The 15,668-nt window shown below is 65.9% G+C and carries 16 protein-coding genes; 6 read left to right on the top strand and 10 right to left on the bottom strand.

The features are described from left to right. Window positions 1-305 precede the first annotated feature (305 nt). A complete protein-coding gene (locus IC761_RS15485; RefSeq protein WP_195804059.1) occupies window positions 306-1,229 on the bottom strand; it encodes a division plane positioning ATPase MipZ in 924 nt (307 codons plus the stop codon). A gap of 284 nt (window positions 1,230-1,513) precedes the next feature. On the opposite strand from IC761_RS15485, the gene panC reads away from it, so the two are divergent. Beyond that, complete coding sequence (panC, locus tag IC761_RS15480; RefSeq protein WP_195804058.1) at window positions 1,514-2,368, top strand: pantoate--beta-alanine ligase; 855 nt, start codon at window positions 1,514-1,516, stop codon at window positions 2,366-2,368. 75 nt (window positions 2,369-2,443) lie between these two features. Further along, complete coding sequence (locus IC761_RS15475; RefSeq protein WP_195804665.1) at window positions 2,444-3,193, top strand: hypothetical protein; 750 nt, start codon at window positions 2,444-2,446, stop codon at window positions 3,191-3,193. Window positions 3,194-3,202: 9 nt separating this feature from the next. On the opposite strand, the gene IC761_RS15470 is transcribed toward IC761_RS15475, so the two are convergent. The 5 genes from IC761_RS15470 to IC761_RS15450 form a co-directional block, all read right to left on the bottom strand. Then, entirely contained in the window at window positions 3,203-3,643 is a 441-nt protein-coding gene (locus IC761_RS15470) for a DUF1489 family protein (RefSeq protein WP_195804057.1), read from the bottom strand. A 42-nt stretch (window positions 3,644-3,685) separates the two neighbouring features. Beyond that, entirely contained in the window at window positions 3,686-4,678 is a 993-nt protein-coding gene (locus IC761_RS15465; RefSeq protein ID WP_195804056.1) for a hypothetical protein, read from the bottom strand. A 157-nt stretch (window positions 4,679-4,835) separates the two neighbouring features. Beyond that, complete coding sequence (locus tag IC761_RS15460; RefSeq protein WP_195804664.1) at window positions 4,836-5,039, bottom strand: hypothetical protein; 204 nt, start codon at window positions 5,037-5,039, stop codon at window positions 4,836-4,838. Window positions 5,040-5,226: 187 nt separating this feature from the next. Then, complete coding sequence (locus IC761_RS15455; protein ID WP_195804055.1) at window positions 5,227-5,595, bottom strand: YidB family protein; 369 nt, start codon at window positions 5,593-5,595, stop codon at window positions 5,227-5,229. A gap of 87 nt (window positions 5,596-5,682) precedes the next feature. After that, a complete protein-coding gene (locus IC761_RS15450; protein ID WP_195804054.1) occupies window positions 5,683-6,345 on the bottom strand; it encodes a glutathione S-transferase family protein in 663 nt (220 codons plus the stop codon). Window positions 6,346-6,466: 121 nt separating this feature from the next. On the opposite strand from IC761_RS15450, the gene IC761_RS15445 reads away from it, so the two are divergent. From IC761_RS15445 to IC761_RS15435, 3 genes are all read left to right on the top strand, one after another. Next, window positions 6,467-7,189 (top strand): DUF599 domain-containing protein, encoded by a 723-nt coding sequence (locus IC761_RS15445; RefSeq protein WP_195804053.1) that lies wholly within the window; start codon window positions 6,467-6,469, stop codon window positions 7,187-7,189. A 745-nt stretch (window positions 7,190-7,934) separates the two neighbouring features. Continuing rightward, a complete protein-coding gene (locus tag IC761_RS15440; RefSeq protein ID WP_195804052.1) occupies window positions 7,935-8,801 on the top strand; it encodes an alpha/beta hydrolase family protein in 867 nt (288 codons plus the stop codon). 456 nt (window positions 8,802-9,257) lie between these two features. Then, window positions 9,258-10,748 (top strand): hypothetical protein, encoded by a 1,491-nt coding sequence (locus IC761_RS15435; RefSeq protein ID WP_195804051.1) that lies wholly within the window; start codon window positions 9,258-9,260, stop codon window positions 10,746-10,748. A gap of 10 nt (window positions 10,749-10,758) precedes the next feature. Here IC761_RS15435 and tolA read toward each other — a convergent pair whose 3' ends face one another. The 4 genes from tolA to mgtE form a co-directional block, all read right to left on the bottom strand. Further along, on the bottom strand, window positions 10,759-11,781 hold the full coding sequence (tolA, locus tag IC761_RS15430) for a cell envelope integrity protein TolA (RefSeq protein WP_195804050.1): 1,023 nt from the start codon (window positions 11,779-11,781) through the stop codon (window positions 10,759-10,761). A 49-nt stretch (window positions 11,782-11,830) separates the two neighbouring features. Continuing rightward, the gene (locus IC761_RS15425; protein WP_195804049.1) at window positions 11,831-12,649 is read right to left on the bottom strand and encodes an aldo/keto reductase; all 819 of its coding nucleotides are present in this window, start codon (window positions 12,647-12,649) and stop codon (window positions 11,831-11,833) included. A 110-nt stretch (window positions 12,650-12,759) separates the two neighbouring features. Continuing rightward, window positions 12,760-13,062, bottom strand: coding sequence for a helix-turn-helix domain-containing protein (locus IC761_RS15420; protein ID WP_195804048.1), 303 nt, complete (start codon window positions 13,060-13,062; stop codon window positions 12,760-12,762). Between the two features lie 206 nt (window positions 13,063-13,268). After that, window positions 13,269-14,690 carry a magnesium transporter gene (gene mgtE, locus IC761_RS15415; RefSeq protein WP_195804047.1) on the bottom strand — a complete coding sequence of 474 codons (1,422 nt, stop codon included), beginning with the start codon at window positions 14,688-14,690 and terminating at the stop codon, window positions 13,269-13,271. An 82-nt stretch (window positions 14,691-14,772) separates the two neighbouring features. Here mgtE and IC761_RS15410 point away from each other — a divergent pair, with 82 nt between their 5' ends. Continuing rightward, entirely contained in the window at window positions 14,773-15,585 is an 813-nt protein-coding gene (locus IC761_RS15410; RefSeq protein ID WP_195804046.1) for a polysaccharide deacetylase family protein, read from the top strand. Window positions 15,586-15,668: the final 83 nt, after the last annotated feature.

Genomic DNA, 15,668 nt, shown 5'->3' with positions numbered 1-15,668 from the left:
TGAAATCGAGTTGGTAGAGGCCTCTCAAAGGGCCCTTGTCGCCTATTCCCTAATATACGTCACAGCCACGTGACAGGAAGGCTAAAAATTGTGATCCGGCAGCCCTTTCGTTGTGCGACGCACACGTTTGTTGGGCAATCCCGGTCCTCTACGGACATCAGGATGCGCATGACCATCCGACGCGACCCGTCTCGATCGGGTTCAATCTCCCAGTAAACATTGAATGAAACGGCGTCGCGCCGGCTCCGTTCCGGCGGGAACCGGCGATATGGATCGACTGGAAGTAGCTCTATACCGCCGCAGGTTCAGGCGCCGAGGATGTCGTGGACCTCGAGCGGCTTGTCGACCTGGCTGAACCACTCGGCCCGGTTGGCGGCGCGGCGACGGCCGCGTTCGTCGAGCGGGAGCTTGAGCTGGCGGAGCAGGCTCGTCACCTCCTCCCGCGCAGTCAGATGGCCGAGATTGGGCCGCATCCCGAGCGTCGCCTCGTCGATCTCGTCCAGCGCTGTGAGGCCGCGCGGGAAGAACTCGCGGTAGACGACGCGCTCGGCGAAGCCGTCGACGTAGCGGAAGCCGAGCCGCAGCGACAAATCCTTCAGGCCGTCGGCGACGAGCTGCTTGTTGCGGGAGCCGAGCATGGACAGGCGGTTGCGCACCACGATCCAGTCGGTGGTCGAGCCGTCGAGCTGGCGGCGCTTGCGGCGGGTGTCGCGCACCATCTCGGCATAATGGCTCTCGCCCGTCACCGCGTAATTGGCGGGATCGACGGTGCCGAGCACGTCGAAATCGAGGAAGCTGTCGTTGATCGGAGTGACCAGCGTGTCGGCCATCGAGTGCGCGAGCCGCATCAGATAGCTGTCGGTGCCGGGGGTATCGATCACGATGAAGTCGAAGCTGCTCTCGACCGCCGAGACCGCCTCCATGAACTGCTGGAACTCGGAGCTCTCGTTCTCGGCGATCTGCATGGTCTCGCCGAGCTTGATGCAGCGATGCACCGGCAGCTCCAGATCGAGCTTGGTGCGGCGCGCCCAGGCGGAGCGGTTGTTAATGTAGTGGGTGAAGCTCTGCTGACGGCAGTCGAGGTCGATAGTGGCGACGCGCTGGCCGGCCTTCAGGAGCGCGACCGCGATGTGCAGGGCGGTGGTCGATTTGCCGGAGCCGCCCTTCTCATTGCCGAGCACAACGACATGCGCCGAGCCGGATTGGCCGTGGCTAGCCTGCACAAGCATGGCGGTCCTCAACACCCCTAAGCAATATCTTCGAGTTGGCCGCGTCTGCGGTCAAGTGAAATGCGTGACAGGATAGCGAAATCGCTGTGCGTTGGTCTTCATCATGAATCGTGCAGGCTCGTCGCGTCTGTGATCCAGCCCACAATGTCGCGACGCCTTTCGCGGCGTCGCGCAGGATGCTGTGCCGCATGTCGATGCATGGCGTCCACGACCGCTGCTTGTTAAGGTTAGCCGGCTGCGCGGCTGGCCACGCCCAACCCCACTCCCCAACCCCTCGAGTCCTGATGTCACGAAGCCCCTTGATCACCCGCACGGTGCCCGCCCTGCGGCGCGCCGTCGACACTCTTCGCAAGCGAAAGGCCACGGTCGCGCTGGTGCCGACCATGGGGGCACTCCATGACGGGCATGTGTCGCTGGTGCGCCTCGCCAAGCGGCGCGCGCGCCGCGTCGTGGTCTCGATCTTCGTCAACCCGACTCAGTTCGCCCCGACCGAGGATTTCGGCGCCTATCCGCGGACCTGGAAGGCCGATATCGCCAAGCTCGCGGCGGAGGATGTCGACATCGTCTGGCACCCCGGCGTCGAGGCGATGTATCCTGAGGGCTTTACCACCCGCATCGTGCCGGAAGGGCCGGCGCTCGCCGGCCTCGAGGACCGTTTCCGGCCGCACTTCTTCGGCGGCGTCGCCACCGTGGTCGGAAAGCTGTTCACGCAATGCCGGCCAGATGTCGCGATTTTCGGCGAAAAGGACTTTCAGCAGCTCCGCGTGGTGACGCAGATGGCGCGCGACCTCGACCTTGGCGTCAAGGTGATCGGTTCCCGCACGATACGGGAGCGCGACGGGCTCGCGATGTCCTCGCGCAATGTCTACCTCTCGGCCGAGGAGCGGCAGACCGCCACCATGCTCTACCGCGCCATGAAAGAGAGTGCCGGACGCATCCAGGCCGGCGAAGCGATCACGCCCGCGATGGCACGCGGCGCCGAGATGATCACAGCGGCCGGGTTTGTGCTCGACTATTTCGAGGTCCGCCATGCCGAGACGCTGGCGCCGGTCAATTCGCGCACGGACGGGCCGTTGCGGATCCTGGTCGCGGCCAAGCTCGGCGCAACGCGGCTGATCGACAATATCCCGGTACGATAGCCGAGGTTGACCTTGCGCCTCCCCTCAACCGCATGGATGATCGCGATGAGGGAACGAACCAAGCAGCAGGGCGCAATGTCGTCGATCCGCACGATCATCGTGAGCGCGGTGCTGGTGTTCGTCGCCGCCACGGCTGCACAAGCACAACAGCGCCCGCCGATCGGCCTGTACGGGTCGCCGACAGACGCGATGATCTTCTATGTGGCGCGTGGCCCGGCTGGCGCCTGCGGACCGGGCTGCTCGGACTGGATCGCCGCCGAAGGCGCCGTGCAATGGGACAGCTGGAAGCGGCTGATCGCGATCCTCGACCGGCAGGCCGGACGCAAGCTGCCGGTGGTCATTCACATCTGGGGCGCGTCGAACCTCAACGTTGCGACCAGCATGGGCCGCATCCTGCGCGACCACGGCCTGGATGCAATCGCGGGCGCGACTGAGGTCGAGGCCTGCGCCGGCAAATCGGAGGCGGATTGTTTTGCGCTGAAGCGCCCGGGCGGACCGCTCGACGCCAAGGTCGCGCTGCCCGACGCGGCCTGCGATTTCGCCTGCGTCCTCGTGCTCGCCGGCGGCGTGCATCGCAGCCTTGCCGAAGGCGCCAAGGTGGTGCTGACCGGCCGTTCCATCCGCAACCGCCGCGCGCCCAACGTCTCGGCGGAGCAACGCGAGAGCCTGACCGTGATATTTGGCGAGCAGTACCGCAAGTACCTGCTCGAAATGGGCGTCGAGCCCGCCCTGGTCGACCTCGTCGACAGTCTTGACGCAGGCGCCCGCCCATTCGTGGTGCCGCCCGCCGAGGTGGCGCGGCTGCACATCGTCACGCCGCCTTGAGCGGTCTGCTCAGAGCAGTCCGAGATCGCGCAGCTCGCGCCGCATCGGCTCCGGCATCGCCGCGATCGTGCCGGCGGCGGACTTTCCGAGATCGGGCGGCACGGAATCGTCGGTCAGATAGCGCCAGCCCTGGAACGGCCGCATCGGCCGCGGCGACACCGTGATCACCTTCGGCTGCATCACGATCCGGCAGCGCCCGATGCCGTCCTTGTCGCGGAACGGCTCGATGCCGATGATCTTTTCGCGCGCGGCGATCTCGCCCTTGATGACCCAATAGAGCGAACCGCCCGACAGGATCTCGGCGTCGCGCTTGGGCACCATGCGCGTGATGTGGATGTGGTGTTGCGGCAGACCTTTCTTTTTGGCGGTCTGCATCCGTTCGGCGATCCACTCCTTCAATTCCTTGACGGAGTCGCAGCCGACGGCAAGCTTGATCAGATGGAGAGGCATGGCCCAGCATTAGCGGGCCGGCCGCGGATTTGGAATGCCGATCTAGTCGTTATCCGCAGCCGCGGGAGCCGAGCCCGGCGGCGGCGCCAGCGGAACCGGAGCCGCGGCCGGCGCACGCGCGGCCTTCGGCGCGGGCTGTTTCTTCGCGGCCGGTGCCGCAGGCGCGGCGGCCTGAGCGGAGGTCGCCGCCGGCGCGCGCGGCGCTGGCGCCGCTGCGGCGTTAGCGGCGGGCGCCTGACGTGTCGCGGCCGCCGGCGGCTCCGGAGTCATGATGCTCACCGGCGGCGTTGACGCGGCGCTGGGGAAGTCGGCATTGGTCGGCTTGCCGGTCGGCATCGTCGGCGGCAGCGCGGCGAGCGCGCCTGACGGCGGCATCGCCGGCGCGGTTGCCGGCGCGTTCCAGCTCGGCGCATAGCGCGCGACCAGCATGTCGTAGAGATGGGCGTCCATGTTGGCGGCGACCTGCTGCTGATCGGTCAGCGAGCGGAACGCGGCGCAGTCGAACTGGGTGCAGCCGTCGCGTGCGATCAGCACCTGCGCGACAAGGCCGTAGCGATCATGCTCCAGCGCCTTGCGCAGCACCTTCATGTCCGGCGTCAGGCTCTTCTCGGCGGTCGCGGCATCACCAAGCGCGGTGAGTCGGTCGATCCGGGCCGCGGTGTAGGAGACGGCCGCAGCGGCGGCATCAGGCGAGCCGAACAGCGCCTTCTCGCAGCCGACCAGCACGGCATCGCCGGCGAGATCGTCGAGGCAGGACAGCGCCGGCAAGTTGGCGGTTGCGACCGCCTGCGCGCGCGCTTCGCTCGGCGCGGTCCGCCCCGCCGGTCCATAGACGCGCATGGTGGCGGCGACCGCGATGCCGATGGCGAGCAGCGTGATGACGGTGAGCGCGCCGTTGGCGACCGATTTCTCGGCGCGCAGCAGCGTGATCAGCATGATCAGGCCGAAGAAGCCGGCTGCCGCCAGCGTCATCCACATCGGGAAGGCCGGCGAGCGCCAGATTTGGTCGAGCGACGTGGCCCATGCCCAGTTCATGCGCGATGTCCCCTCACGCGAGCAAAGAGCGAATGGTCAAAGCGAGCACCGCTAATCGGCAACTGCCCCCGGTGCACCTTGTGAAGGTGAAGCGGGCCTTTTGACGGCGGGCGGAGCAAATTCGGCCGCAATGTCAATGCGCGGTGCCGTCAGCACGCTACGAGAGTGCGAGCTGGCTTTCCTTGGCGACGCGTTCGAAGGCTTCGGTCGAGCTCTTGATCCGGTACTGGCAGTCGTCGCCTTCCGTCGGCAGCAGGCGGATGATCTCATACGAGCCGCTGGCAGCCGGGCGCGCGACGTTGCTGGCAGTGAACAATACGCGCGTTCCAATCGGGAATTTGTGCTTCAACACCCTCTCCATCACTCAAACAACGCCTGCCTCGCACATGGTCCCACTGCGATGGCCGGCCGGAAACCCAGTCGCTGTATAGCATGCATGCGACGATTTTGGCCAGCGTCATGCGCGCATGGCAAACGCCCGAATTTTGAAGTCTTTTCAGGACGATAATGGGAACTGGGCCAGCCTTGAATACCGCTGGAACCAGGCCTTATGCGCCATGCGGCAGACGCCCCTGAGGGCTCGCCTGGTCCACCGCCTTGGGCAGTTCCTGGGCCAGAATCTCGCCCAGCTGGTCGACCGGGATATTGTAGCGGGCCGCGAGCTGGCGGACGGTGTCGCTGCCGAGCACGGCGCGGAGCTGGTCGGCCGAGATCGGCAGGTTCTGGCCGTTGCCGAGCCAGGATTTGACCTGATCGCCAAAACCCGCCTGCTCGAGCTTGGCGACGATCGCCCCCAAGCCGCCCTGGTTGTTGCTGCCCATCACCTCGCTCAGCACGGCCGGCAGCACCGCAGCGCCAAGCTGGCCGAGCGCGCTTCGCAAGGCGGGGTTGTTCTCCAGCGAGTCCAGAATTCCCATGACCGTCCCCTCTCCTTAACCGTTGTTCCCTGCGATTGAGCGCCGCGAGCCGCCATGCCGTCAAGCGGCGCCCGATCAAATTCGCGATTACACGTTCTCGAACTTTTCGATGACAAGCGTTTCGGCGATCCCGTCGCGGGTCCATTCCTGGAAGGCCGGCAGCGCCATCATCGTCTCCATATAGGTCTTGGCCTCCGGCTCGACCTCGATTGCGTAGGTGCGGAAGCGGTGCACCACCGGTGCGAACATCGCGTCCGCTGCGCCGAAGCGGCCGAACAGGAACGGCCCGCCTGAGCCGTAGCGCACGCGGCATTCGCGCCAGATCTCCTGGATGCGGGCGATGTTGGCCTTGGCATCCGCCGACAGTGTCACGGCGCGGATCGGCCGATGCAGGTTCATGCCGCATTCGCTGCGCAGCGCCACGAAGCCGGAATGCATCTCGGCGCACACCGAACGGGCATGCGCGCGCGCGGCGACATCGTCGGGCCACAGCTTCTTGTCCGGATAACGCTCGGCGATGTATTCGATGATGGCGAGCGAATCCCACACCGTGATATCGCCGTCGACCAGCACCGGCACCTTGCCGGCACGGCTGAAATCCAGGATCTGTTGCTTGTCCGCGGGATTGTCGGTGTAGAGCGGGATCACAGTCTCCGCGAACGGAATGTCGTTGGCGCGGAGCGCGAGCCAGGGCCGCATCGACCACGACGAATAGTTCTTGTTGCCGATCGCAAGCTTGAGCGCTGCCATGTCACCGGTCCTTCCCGAGTCCTTTGGATACGGCTGCTTTTAGCGCCATCGCCTGCCGCCAATCAATCGTTGCCGCGCAGGGGTATGCGTGGCAATCGTTCCGATCCCCGAGGAGAGATCTATGAGCAGGCATTGGGTCGACATCACCGCAGTCGGCTTCTTCATCATCGAATGGCTGGTCTATGCCGCTACGCTCGAGCACTCGGCCTATGGCCGCAACAGCCTGTCCGCGCGCATGAACCGCTATCGCGAGGTCTGGGTCCGCCGCCTGCTCGACCGCGAAGCGCGCATGGTCGACATGCAGATCATGGCCTCGCTCCAGAACGGCACCGCCTTCTTTGCCTCCACCAGCCTGTTCGCGCTCGGCGGCGCGCTGGCGCTGCTGCACGCCACCAACGACGCCATCACGATTCTGGGCAAGCTGCCGATCGACCTCAGCACCTCGCCCGCGATGTGGGAGCTGAAATGCGTCGGCCTGGTGCTGATCTGCGTCTATGCCTTCTTCAAGTTCGCCTGGGCCTATCGCTTGTTCAACTATGTCGCGATCCTCTACGGCGGCATGCCGCCGGCCTCTCAGCGCGACACGCCGCAGGCCGAGGCCCATGTCATTCGCACCACGCGCGTGTTCGAATCCGCCGGCCGCCACTTCAACCGCGGCCAGCGCGCCTTCTTCTTCGCGCTCGGCTATCTCGGCTGGTTCGTCAGCCCGTGGGTGCTGTTCGTGACCACGGCCGCAGTGGTGATCGTGACCTGGCGAAGGCAATTCGCGTCCAGCGCGTGGGCTGCGATGGCGCCGGAGGTGGTGGCGGGCGATGAGGGGATGCACAAGCGCGGGCCGCAATGACGGAGCGAGAGGCGACATCGCCTTTCTCCCATTCGCATTTCAAACCGTAGACACGCCTTCGCATTCTCGCGGCGCATTTCGCCCGAGCTTTGCTTCGTCTCTCCACCCTCTGATCCAAGAGGGCGCAGGGAAGGCCGGGTGCCGGCCGGCACCCGCGGTCCGCTGCGCGAGGTGTAGCGCAGGAAGAACCGCACAGCAGCATACAGGTGTAGCCGATACACTCGGCCTTCCCTGCGCAGTGGGTTGACGGCTTATGCCGTGCTCTCCCGGGAGCCGAACTTTCCTTCTGGCCTCCCTCGCCCCGCGAATTGGCGGCGCAGTCCACCCGGTTGGGCTCGCTTGCGCCTCCGCGACAGGCTTGACCGTAGCAACGACGGCCAGGACCACACGGTTTTGCCGTACGCGCGTTCGTCCGTTGCCACAGGGTCTTCCGGCAGTGTGCACACGCGCCGCAAGAATGTTGGCGAGACGAACTTTCAGCGCCGCTCATCCGCACGCGGTTTCGGGCTCACAGGGACTACCCGCCCTGCCCGCACCTTTTCGTGCCGACGCTGCCGCGTCCACCGCAACCCGGCTCGCAAAACGTGACGACGTACGATCGCCCCTCAAGGTCGAGCCGGGATGGACGACACATACGATATTTCCGAATTTCGGTAAAGTGGAATATTTTTGGGCTGGCCGCTTGACAGTCTCACAAGTGTTTTGCCCGTCGGGGCGCCTTACTTGACATTGAGCGGGAGATCGGGTGCAAACTGAGGTCGTGATCAGCTTTTCGGACATTGCGGACCTGGCAACCACGCCCTTCTCCGGCGACGACGTGGTTCGTGGCGTCGAATGCTCTGCATCGGACGGTGACGGTCCGGGACGCGTGCTGGTCGAGGTCGACGGCAAGCGCGATGTTCTCGCCTTTTATGGTGCTGCGCCTCGGGGGGCACCGGCCGACCCTGTCGTCTTTCTGCGCGGGGATGCCGTGGAGAAGCGCGACGGCACGGTCGTCGCCAACGAATGGTACGTCGCAGCGACGGCCTACGACGTGCAGGCGCTGGCAGAACAGCTGAGCGCCAACTTCCGTCGCCCCTACGTCCATCTGGCGCGTCCCGGGATTCTGGGCTCGTCAGGTCGCCATCTCGACCGGCGGCGGCCGCGCGAGGTCGCGCTGGTGGATGCGGCGCTCAGCCGGCTCAAGGCGCATTTTGGCTGGCGTCGTCTCAATCTGGTCGGCCAATCCGGCGGCGGCCATCTCGTGGCGGCGCTGATCGCGCGCCGCGACGATATCGGCTGCGCGGTGATCACCTCGGGGAATACCGCGGTCGCGCAGCGCAATCGCGAGAACGGCTGGACCGCCGACATCACGGGCCACAGCGATTTCCTCGACCCGATCGACCATGTCACTGATGTGGCGCGCCATCCACCGCAACAGATCATCGTGCTGACCGACCCGCAGGACCAGCGCGTGTCGGCGTCGGTCCAGACCGCCTATGTCGAGGCCCTGCGGCGCGCCGGCGTCGCGGTGGACCATCGCCTGCTGCCGGCCTCCGGCAAGCTTCGCCATGATCTGCAACTGCCGGGAATTCTGGCCGCCTTCACCTGGCTTGCGAACCACGGCGCCTAAAGCGCGATGAAATTTGATTGAAACGATGCGAGCCGCGAACTCCGAACACCTCTCCCGTAGGGAGAGGTCGGATCGCATCGAAAGATGCGATCCGGGTGAGGGGTTACGGTGTCACTGGGTGCCGCGGCCCCTCACCCGGATTGCTCTGGAAGATGCTCCGCATCGCCAGGAGCAATTCGACCTCTCCCCGCTGGGGAGAGGTGACCCCGGGGCAGCCGGTCGAACCTAATCGCATCGCGCTTTAGCCGGCGGGATCGGCCGCGCCTCGCTCGACCCGCCCCACATGCCCGCAACTATTGACGTGTGATCTTTTCCCACATATTCGTGCCGGCGCGAATTCAGCGGCAGCCGGGCGCAATGCATCCTGATCTTCGGCCGGCATCGGCACACACTGCAATCAAGCCGAAACAGTCGCGCGACATCGCTTACGCCGCGCTGCTGGGATCGATCACGGCGATGGTCGCGGCCGGCCTGCTGGTGCGGCTCGATTCATTTCCCGGGTTGCACGGCGACGAAGCCTGGGTCGGGCTGCGCGCGCTCGAGCAGCAGGCCCGCGGCATGTTCACGCTTCGCGGCATGAACGGCTACACCGGCTCGCTATTCCCTGAAATCGTGAGCCTGGTCTTTGCGATGGTCCCGGCTGGCACGGGCAGCCTGCGGCTGGCGGGCGCCATTCTGAACGGTCTGGCCCTCGGTGCGACAGCCCAGGCTCTCCGCAAGAGAGGCGCGGCCGCGCTCTACTTCGCGCTGGCGATGGGATCCTCGCTGCTGTTCCTGTTCTACAGCCGGGTCGCCTGGGAGGTGAACGCACTCCAGAACCTCCTGCTCGCGCTGGTGCTGTTGGCCCTTCCGCACCTGCTGCAACCAGACCGACGCTCTCATCGCTGGCTTTTCCTTCTACTGCTCGCCTTTTCGCTGGGCTGCTGGAGCCACGCCATCTTCGTCGCCGCGGCGCTGTCCTTTGCCGCGGCCACGCTCCTCGTCGCGCTCAAATGGCCCGGCGAAAGCAGCGCAAGGCTGCTGCTGATCGGGCAACTGAACCTTGCGGTTCAGCTTATCCTATGCGGACGGCGTTTTGTCGGCGATGGCGGCTTTGCGTCTCACGCCTTGCCGGCAATGCTTGCCGGCCTCGGCGTGATCGCGCTCGCGACCCATGTCTATGTTCGTCTCGAAGGCCGGCTTCTTTCGCACATCATGAAAGCCTTGGCCGATCGGCGTGTCGCGTGGTTCGCAAATATCGCGCTCTTCGGTGTCGTGGCGCTCGCGCTGGCGGCGTCGCCGATCGGCGATGTCAGCTTCTTCGGCACGGTGTCGGGGATGATCCTGCTCGAGCGGGTCGTCTCTTATTTGCCCGGCCCAATCGAGATGATCGCGCTGCACCTGCGGATGGTGCTGCTGCTCGCCTTGTTTGCCGCGGCCGCGCTCCAATGCTTCCGCGCCAGGCCCAGCGAGCCGGCGCAGCTGCTGCTGCCGCTGGTCTGCCTGTGGACGATCGCCTATTTCCCGGCGCTGCGGCTGTCGATCGCCAGCGTCGCCGATCGCTACTACATTATCCCGCAGTTCCTGTTCTTCGTGTCGATCGCGCTCGCGATCGACGGCCTTCGCGCAAGCTGGAAGATACCAGCGATAGCGCTGCTGCTCGCCGGCTTCGTCCACGCGCAAGTCACGACGATCCGCGAGGCCTTTCGCGACGAGGACAGGCCGCCGTTCGAGCTGTTCGACTATGCCGGCTACACCGACACCTCCCGCCACTTCATGCGGCTCGACGCGCTCACGCACGAACTGAAGTCGCGGGACTTTTGCCGGGTGGAGTCATCCAGCTTCTTCATTGCCAAGCCCATGCGCTTCCTGATGGCCGTGGGTCAGCCCTGCACGGGCAACGGCGCGGTGCAGGTGGAATATTGTGCGGACTGTCTCGCACCGGTTCGTGGATTTGAGCTGCGATAGCAGCCACCTACTACCCGCCAAAATCCTGCGGGGTGAACGACAGGTCCATCACCTTCCACTCCCCGTATTTGTCGGGCGGCAACATCTTGTAGGGCTGGCAGGCCTCCATCGCGCTCATCGCGGACTTCACGATGGCCACGCCCTTCGTGGATGGCGGAGCCTCGATCAGGATCGGCGGGCGCGCCAGCGTGCCGTCGGTGGCGAGCACTGCGCGCAGCTTGACGCGCACATTGTCGGTGGGCGCGACGCCGGCCGGCAGCTTCGCGCAGCTCCTCAGGTGCCGGCGCAGCTCGGCAATGACCTCGGGCGGCAGCTTGGCGCCGACCGAATCCTTGGCGTCGCCGCCGTCATCCTTCGGCGCGTCTTTGAGCTCGACCGGCAATTCGGGCGGCAGGCCCAGCATCACACCGTATTTGACGGTGACGTCGGGCTCGGGCGCCTGGTAGACCGGCGGCGGAGCCGCCTGCGGCTGTGGCATCGCTTGTTGTGGCTGAGGCGGCTGTTGCGGGGGCAATTGCGATTGCGGCGGCTGTGGTTGTGGTTGTTGAGGCTGCGGAGCTTGCGCTTGCGGCGGTTGCTGCGCCTGCGGCTGCGCGTTGGCCTCCTGCTGCTTCGGGGCCTGTGAGGGTTCCGGCTGCGGTTGTTTTTGCTGCGGCTCAGCCGCGGCCTTGTCCTTTGACGATGGTTGCGATGCGGCCTTCTGCTTGGCGGTTTCCTTTGCAGTTTCCTTTGCGGTTTCCTTGGCCGCCGGCTTTGCCGCAGCGTCCGGCTTGTCCTTGTCGGTGAAATCGAGCTTCGGCAGCCTCAGCTCAGGGGTCGGGGTCGGCTCCGGCGCCTTCTCCTTTGCGGCCTCCTCCGCCTTCTGCTCCTGTTCCTTGACCTGCTCCGGCGTGACGATGTCGACCGTCACGGTCTCGGGCGGCGCAGCGTGGAATGGATGGACCTCGCTGATCAGGATGATCAGCCCCACCAGCGTCAGATGCGCGATCGCCGACGCTGCAATGTCCGTCCGAATGATCTTTCGCAGTTCCATCGCCCGATCTTGGGTTGCCCGCTTGCTCCTAGCATACCGCAGGCACCCCTCAATCCCATTTTGGCGCGAAGCCAAAGTCAGTCAGGCGCCCCTTCGGATTGGCCAGCGCCGAGATCATGGCCATCTCGTCCTCCGCCAGCTCGAAATCGAAGATCTCGATGTTCTCCGACAGCCGCTCGACGCGCGAGGTGCGTGGAATCGCCGACACATTCTGTTGCACCAGCCAGCGCAGACAGATCTGCGCCGGGCTCTTGCGATGGGCGCGGCCGATTCCCGCGAGCGTCTGGTCGGCCTTGACGCGGCCCCTGGCGATCGGGCTGTAGGCGACGAGTGCAAGGCCGTGCTGGTCGCAGGCCGCCCTCACCTTCGCCTGGTCGAGATAAGGGTGATATTCGACCTGGTTGCAGACCAAGGGCTCGCCCGACAGCGCAACCGCCTGCTCGATCAACGCCACCGTGAAGTTGGACACGCCGATGTGCCGCGTCAGGCCCATGCGCTTGGCATGGGCGAGCGCGCCGAGCGTCTCCGCCAGCGGCACATGTGGATTGGGCCAGTGCAACAGCAGGAGATCGACGGCGGGAAGCCGCAAACGCACCAGGCTCTCCTTGACCGAGCGCTCGAGATCGTGCGGCGCGAAATGGTTGGTCCAGACCTTCGTGGTGACGAAGATGTCGTCGCGGCGCACACCCGAGGCGCGCACGCCGTCGCCGACCTCGCGCTCGTTGTCATAGACCTGCGCGGTGTCGATATGGCGGTAGCCGAGCCGCAGCGCCTGCTCGACCACGCGCGCGCAAGGCCGTCCGCTCAGCTCCCAGGTCCCGAGCCCGATCGCCGGGATCCTTGCGCCATTGGCCTCGACGAACAGCATGAGGCAGCCTCTCTGTTGCGATCGCCCCCGACATATTATGGACCCGCCCCGCCAGGCTGCCAACGGATGCCGGGCCGGATATTCAGCGCAATGCTAACGGGAGGTTCGTGTCAGGCTTTGGCGAGCGCCTGGAATACGGTGTCGGGCGCATGCGCGATCACCGCGAGCAACGCACGCGCCGGTCCGCGCGGGGCGCGCTTGCCCTGCTCCCAATTCCGGATGGTCTCGACGGGTACGCCAAGCTTGGCGGCGAACTCCATCTGGGTCAGGCAGGCGCGGCGGCGCAGATCGCGCACCGCGAGCGAACCGGCCTCGGCCGGCGCCGCACTGGCCGCGGGCGGCATCGGACATTCCTGCCCGTCCCGCAACTCGACGATCCGTCCGTCCGCCTTCAGCCGCAACCGCATGCCCATTCCCCCAAGCGCGGCCGATGATGCGGCAGCACGCTTAAGGTCGGATTAAAGATGAAGGCCTCTGTGCCCCGGACGCGGTGCAGCGCGCCTTCGCGGTGCGCCGCAGAGCCGGGGCCCATTCGCCGCAGCGTACCGTGCCGCTTTCTGGGTCCCGGTTCTGCGCAGCAACGCTGAAGGGCGTTGCAGCGCGCCCGGGACACGAACCGTTACTTCAACCCGAACCACAGCGTCGCAATGCCGAGGAAGGAGAAGAAGCCGACCACGTCGGTCACGGTGGTCACGAACGTGCCGGAGGCGACCGCCGGATCGGCCCTGACACGCTCGAGCGCCATCGGAATCAAGATGCCGCCGAGCGCGCCGGCGACGAGGTTGCAGATGATGGCGAGCCCGATGACGATGCCGAGGCCGGGGATCTTGAACCAGGCCACCGCGGCGATGCCCGTGATCACGGCGAAGGCGAGTCCGTTGACGAGGCCGACGGTCGTCTCGCGCACCACCACGCGCCAGGCGTTGGAGGAGCCGAGCTCGCGGGTGGCGAGCGCCCGCACCGCGACGGTCATGGTCTGGGTCGCGGCATTGCCGCCCTGGCTCGCCACGATCGGCGCCAGCACGGCGAGCGCCACCATCTTCTCGAGCTGGCCCTCGAACAGGCCGAGCACGGAGGACGCGAGGAAGGCCGTGGCGAGGTTGACCAGCAGCCAGTTGAAGCGGGCGCGCGCGATGGTGAACACGGTGTCGGAGAGCTCTTCGTCGCTAGTGACACCGCCGAGCGCCTTGAGGTCCTCGTCGGCCTCCTCCTCGATGACGTCGACGACGTCGTCGACGGTGATGACGCCGACGAGGCGGTCCTGGGTGTCGAGCACCGGCGCGGCAACGAGGTTGTATTTGCCGAACATGTGCGCGACTTCCTCCTGGTCCTCCAGGACGGAGACGCGGCGGCGATCCTCATCGGTCAATTCGGTCAGCGGCACCGGGCGACGGGCGCGGAGCAGGACGTCGAGCGAAACCGCGCCCTGCCAGTGCTGGTCCTTGTCGACGACATAGATCTCGTAGAAGCGATCGGGGAGATCCGGCGTATCGCGCATGTAGTCGATCGCCTGCCCGACCGTGAAATCCTGGGGCACGGCGATGAACTCGGTCTGCATGCGCCGGCCGGCGGAATTTTCCGGATACAGCAGGCTGCGCTCGAGCGCGACGCGCTCCCGTAGCGGCAGCTTCTCGAGGATCTCCTCCTGCTCGTCCTGATCGAGGGTTTCCAGGAGTTCGACCGCGTCGTCGGATTCGAGCTCGCGGACGCCCTCGGCCACCGTCTCCGGCGGCAGCTCGTCGAGGATCTCATCGCGCACGGTCTCGTCGACCTCGTTCAGCGCGGAGAAGTCGAAATCGGCTCCGGTCAATTCGACCAGGCGGACGCGGTCGTCGGGCGCGAGCGCCCCGATCAGATCGCCGAGGTCGGCCTCGTGCAGCTCGGCGACGCAGGCGCGCAGCGCGGCGCTGTCGCCGGCCTCGATCGCATGCGCGATTTCCTCGACGAACTCGTGCCGAATTTCGCCGTCTTCATTGCGCATCGGGACGTGGTCGAGTACCGAAGCTTCGGCGGACGCCGCACCGTCCATCTGTTCATCCATGGTGCGCCTCGCCGTTTGACAGGTTGGATCGATTGGTTCGGGCTGACGGTCAGGCAATACCCACAAGGCAATCGCGAGCGCAATGGCAAAGATGCATCGTCTGGAACGGACCTCGATCATGCTGGGCGCGATCCTCGCGGCCCTGATCGGGAGCGCCCCAGTCGAGGCCGCGGACTGTCCGCGCAAGGACACGCTCGGCACCTCGCGACTGCTGAGCGTCGACGCCAAGACCACGCCCCGCGTCGGGCTGAAGAGCTTTCCGCAGACGCTGCCGCTCGCCGATCACGAGGTCGTGCTGACCTTCGACGACGGCCCACACCCGCCGACCACCTCGAAGATCCTGGCGGCGCTGGCGCAGGAATGCGTGCACGCGACCTTCTTCCTGATCGGCCTGCACGCCTCCGAGCACCCCGACATGGTCAAGCGCATCGCGCGCGAGGGCCATACCATCGGCCACCACACCTGGTCGCATCCGTTCATGGCGCGGATCCCGTTCGACAAGGCGAAGAGCGAGATCGACCGCGGCATCGCCGCCGACGAGCTGGCACTGCACGGGACCTCGACCACGACGCCCTCGACGCCGTTCTTCCGCTTCCCCTATTTCGAAGCAACGCCTGCCGAGCTCGATTTGCTTCAGGCGCGCGGCATCGCCGTGTTCGGGGCTGATCTGTGGGCCAGCGACTGGAACGAGATGACGCCGGAGCAGGAATTGAAGCTCATCACCGAGCGGGTCGCCGCGGCCGGCAAGGGCATCATCCTGTTCCACGATCCCAAGGCGCGCACGGCCGCGATCATGCCGGCTTTCCTGCGGTATTTGCGGGAGAACGGCTTTCGCGTGGTCCACATCGTGCCGCAAGGCGCGCCGCCGCCGCAGAAGAATGCCGACGCGCATTGATGCCGGAATGTCACGCCACGGCAAAATGGGGTGATTTGGGCCCTATTAACATTCTGTTCATGCTAGTCCATGCAATGATGACA

It is taken from the genome of Bradyrhizobium commune (assembly GCF_015624505.1).
GTDB classification, from domain to species: Bacteria; Pseudomonadota; Alphaproteobacteria; order Rhizobiales; family Xanthobacteraceae; genus Bradyrhizobium; species Bradyrhizobium commune.
Note: the sequence above shows the minus strand (reverse complement) of the source record. Positions and strands in the feature narration are given on the sequence as shown.

Coding starts and splice junctions, on each gene's coding strand:
- IC761_RS15485 (WP_195804059.1), bottom strand. CDS start 1,229: ATGCTTGTGCAGGCTAGCCACGGCCAATCCGGCTCGGCGCATGTCGTT.
- panC (WP_195804058.1), top strand. CDS start 1,514: ATGTCACGAAGCCCCTTGATCACCCGCACGGTGCCCGCCCTGCGGCGC.
- IC761_RS15475 (WP_195804665.1), top strand. CDS start 2,444: ATGTCGTCGATCCGCACGATCATCGTGAGCGCGGTGCTGGTGTTCGTC.
- IC761_RS15470 (WP_195804057.1), bottom strand. CDS start 3,643: ATGCCTCTCCATCTGATCAAGCTTGCCGTCGGCTGCGACTCCGTCAAG.
- IC761_RS15465 (WP_195804056.1), bottom strand. CDS start 4,678: ATGAACTGGGCATGGGCCACGTCGCTCGACCAAATCTGGCGCTCGCCG.
- IC761_RS15460 (WP_195804664.1), bottom strand. CDS start 5,039: ATGGAGAGGGTGTTGAAGCACAAATTCCCGATTGGAACGCGCGTATTG.
- IC761_RS15455 (WP_195804055.1), bottom strand. CDS start 5,595: ATGGGAATTCTGGACTCGCTGGAGAACAACCCCGCCTTGCGAAGCGCG.
- IC761_RS15450 (WP_195804054.1), bottom strand. CDS start 6,345: ATGGCAGCGCTCAAGCTTGCGATCGGCAACAAGAACTATTCGTCGTGG.
- IC761_RS15445 (WP_195804053.1), top strand. CDS start 6,467: ATGAGCAGGCATTGGGTCGACATCACCGCAGTCGGCTTCTTCATCATC.
- IC761_RS15435 (WP_195804051.1), top strand. CDS start 9,258: ATGGTCGCGGCCGGCCTGCTGGTGCGGCTCGATTCATTTCCCGGGTTG.
- tolA (WP_195804050.1), bottom strand. CDS start 11,781: ATGGAACTGCGAAAGATCATTCGGACGGACATTGCAGCGTCGGCGATC.
- IC761_RS15425 (WP_195804049.1), bottom strand. CDS start 12,649: ATGCTGTTCGTCGAGGCCAATGGCGCAAGGATCCCGGCGATCGGGCTC.
- IC761_RS15420 (WP_195804048.1), bottom strand. CDS start 13,062: ATGGGCATGCGGTTGCGGCTGAAGGCGGACGGACGGATCGTCGAGTTG.
- mgtE (WP_195804047.1), bottom strand. CDS start 14,690: ATGGATGAACAGATGGACGGTGCGGCGTCCGCCGAAGCTTCGGTACTC.
- IC761_RS15410 (WP_195804046.1), top strand. CDS start 14,773: ATGGCAAAGATGCATCGTCTGGAACGGACCTCGATCATGCTGGGCGCG.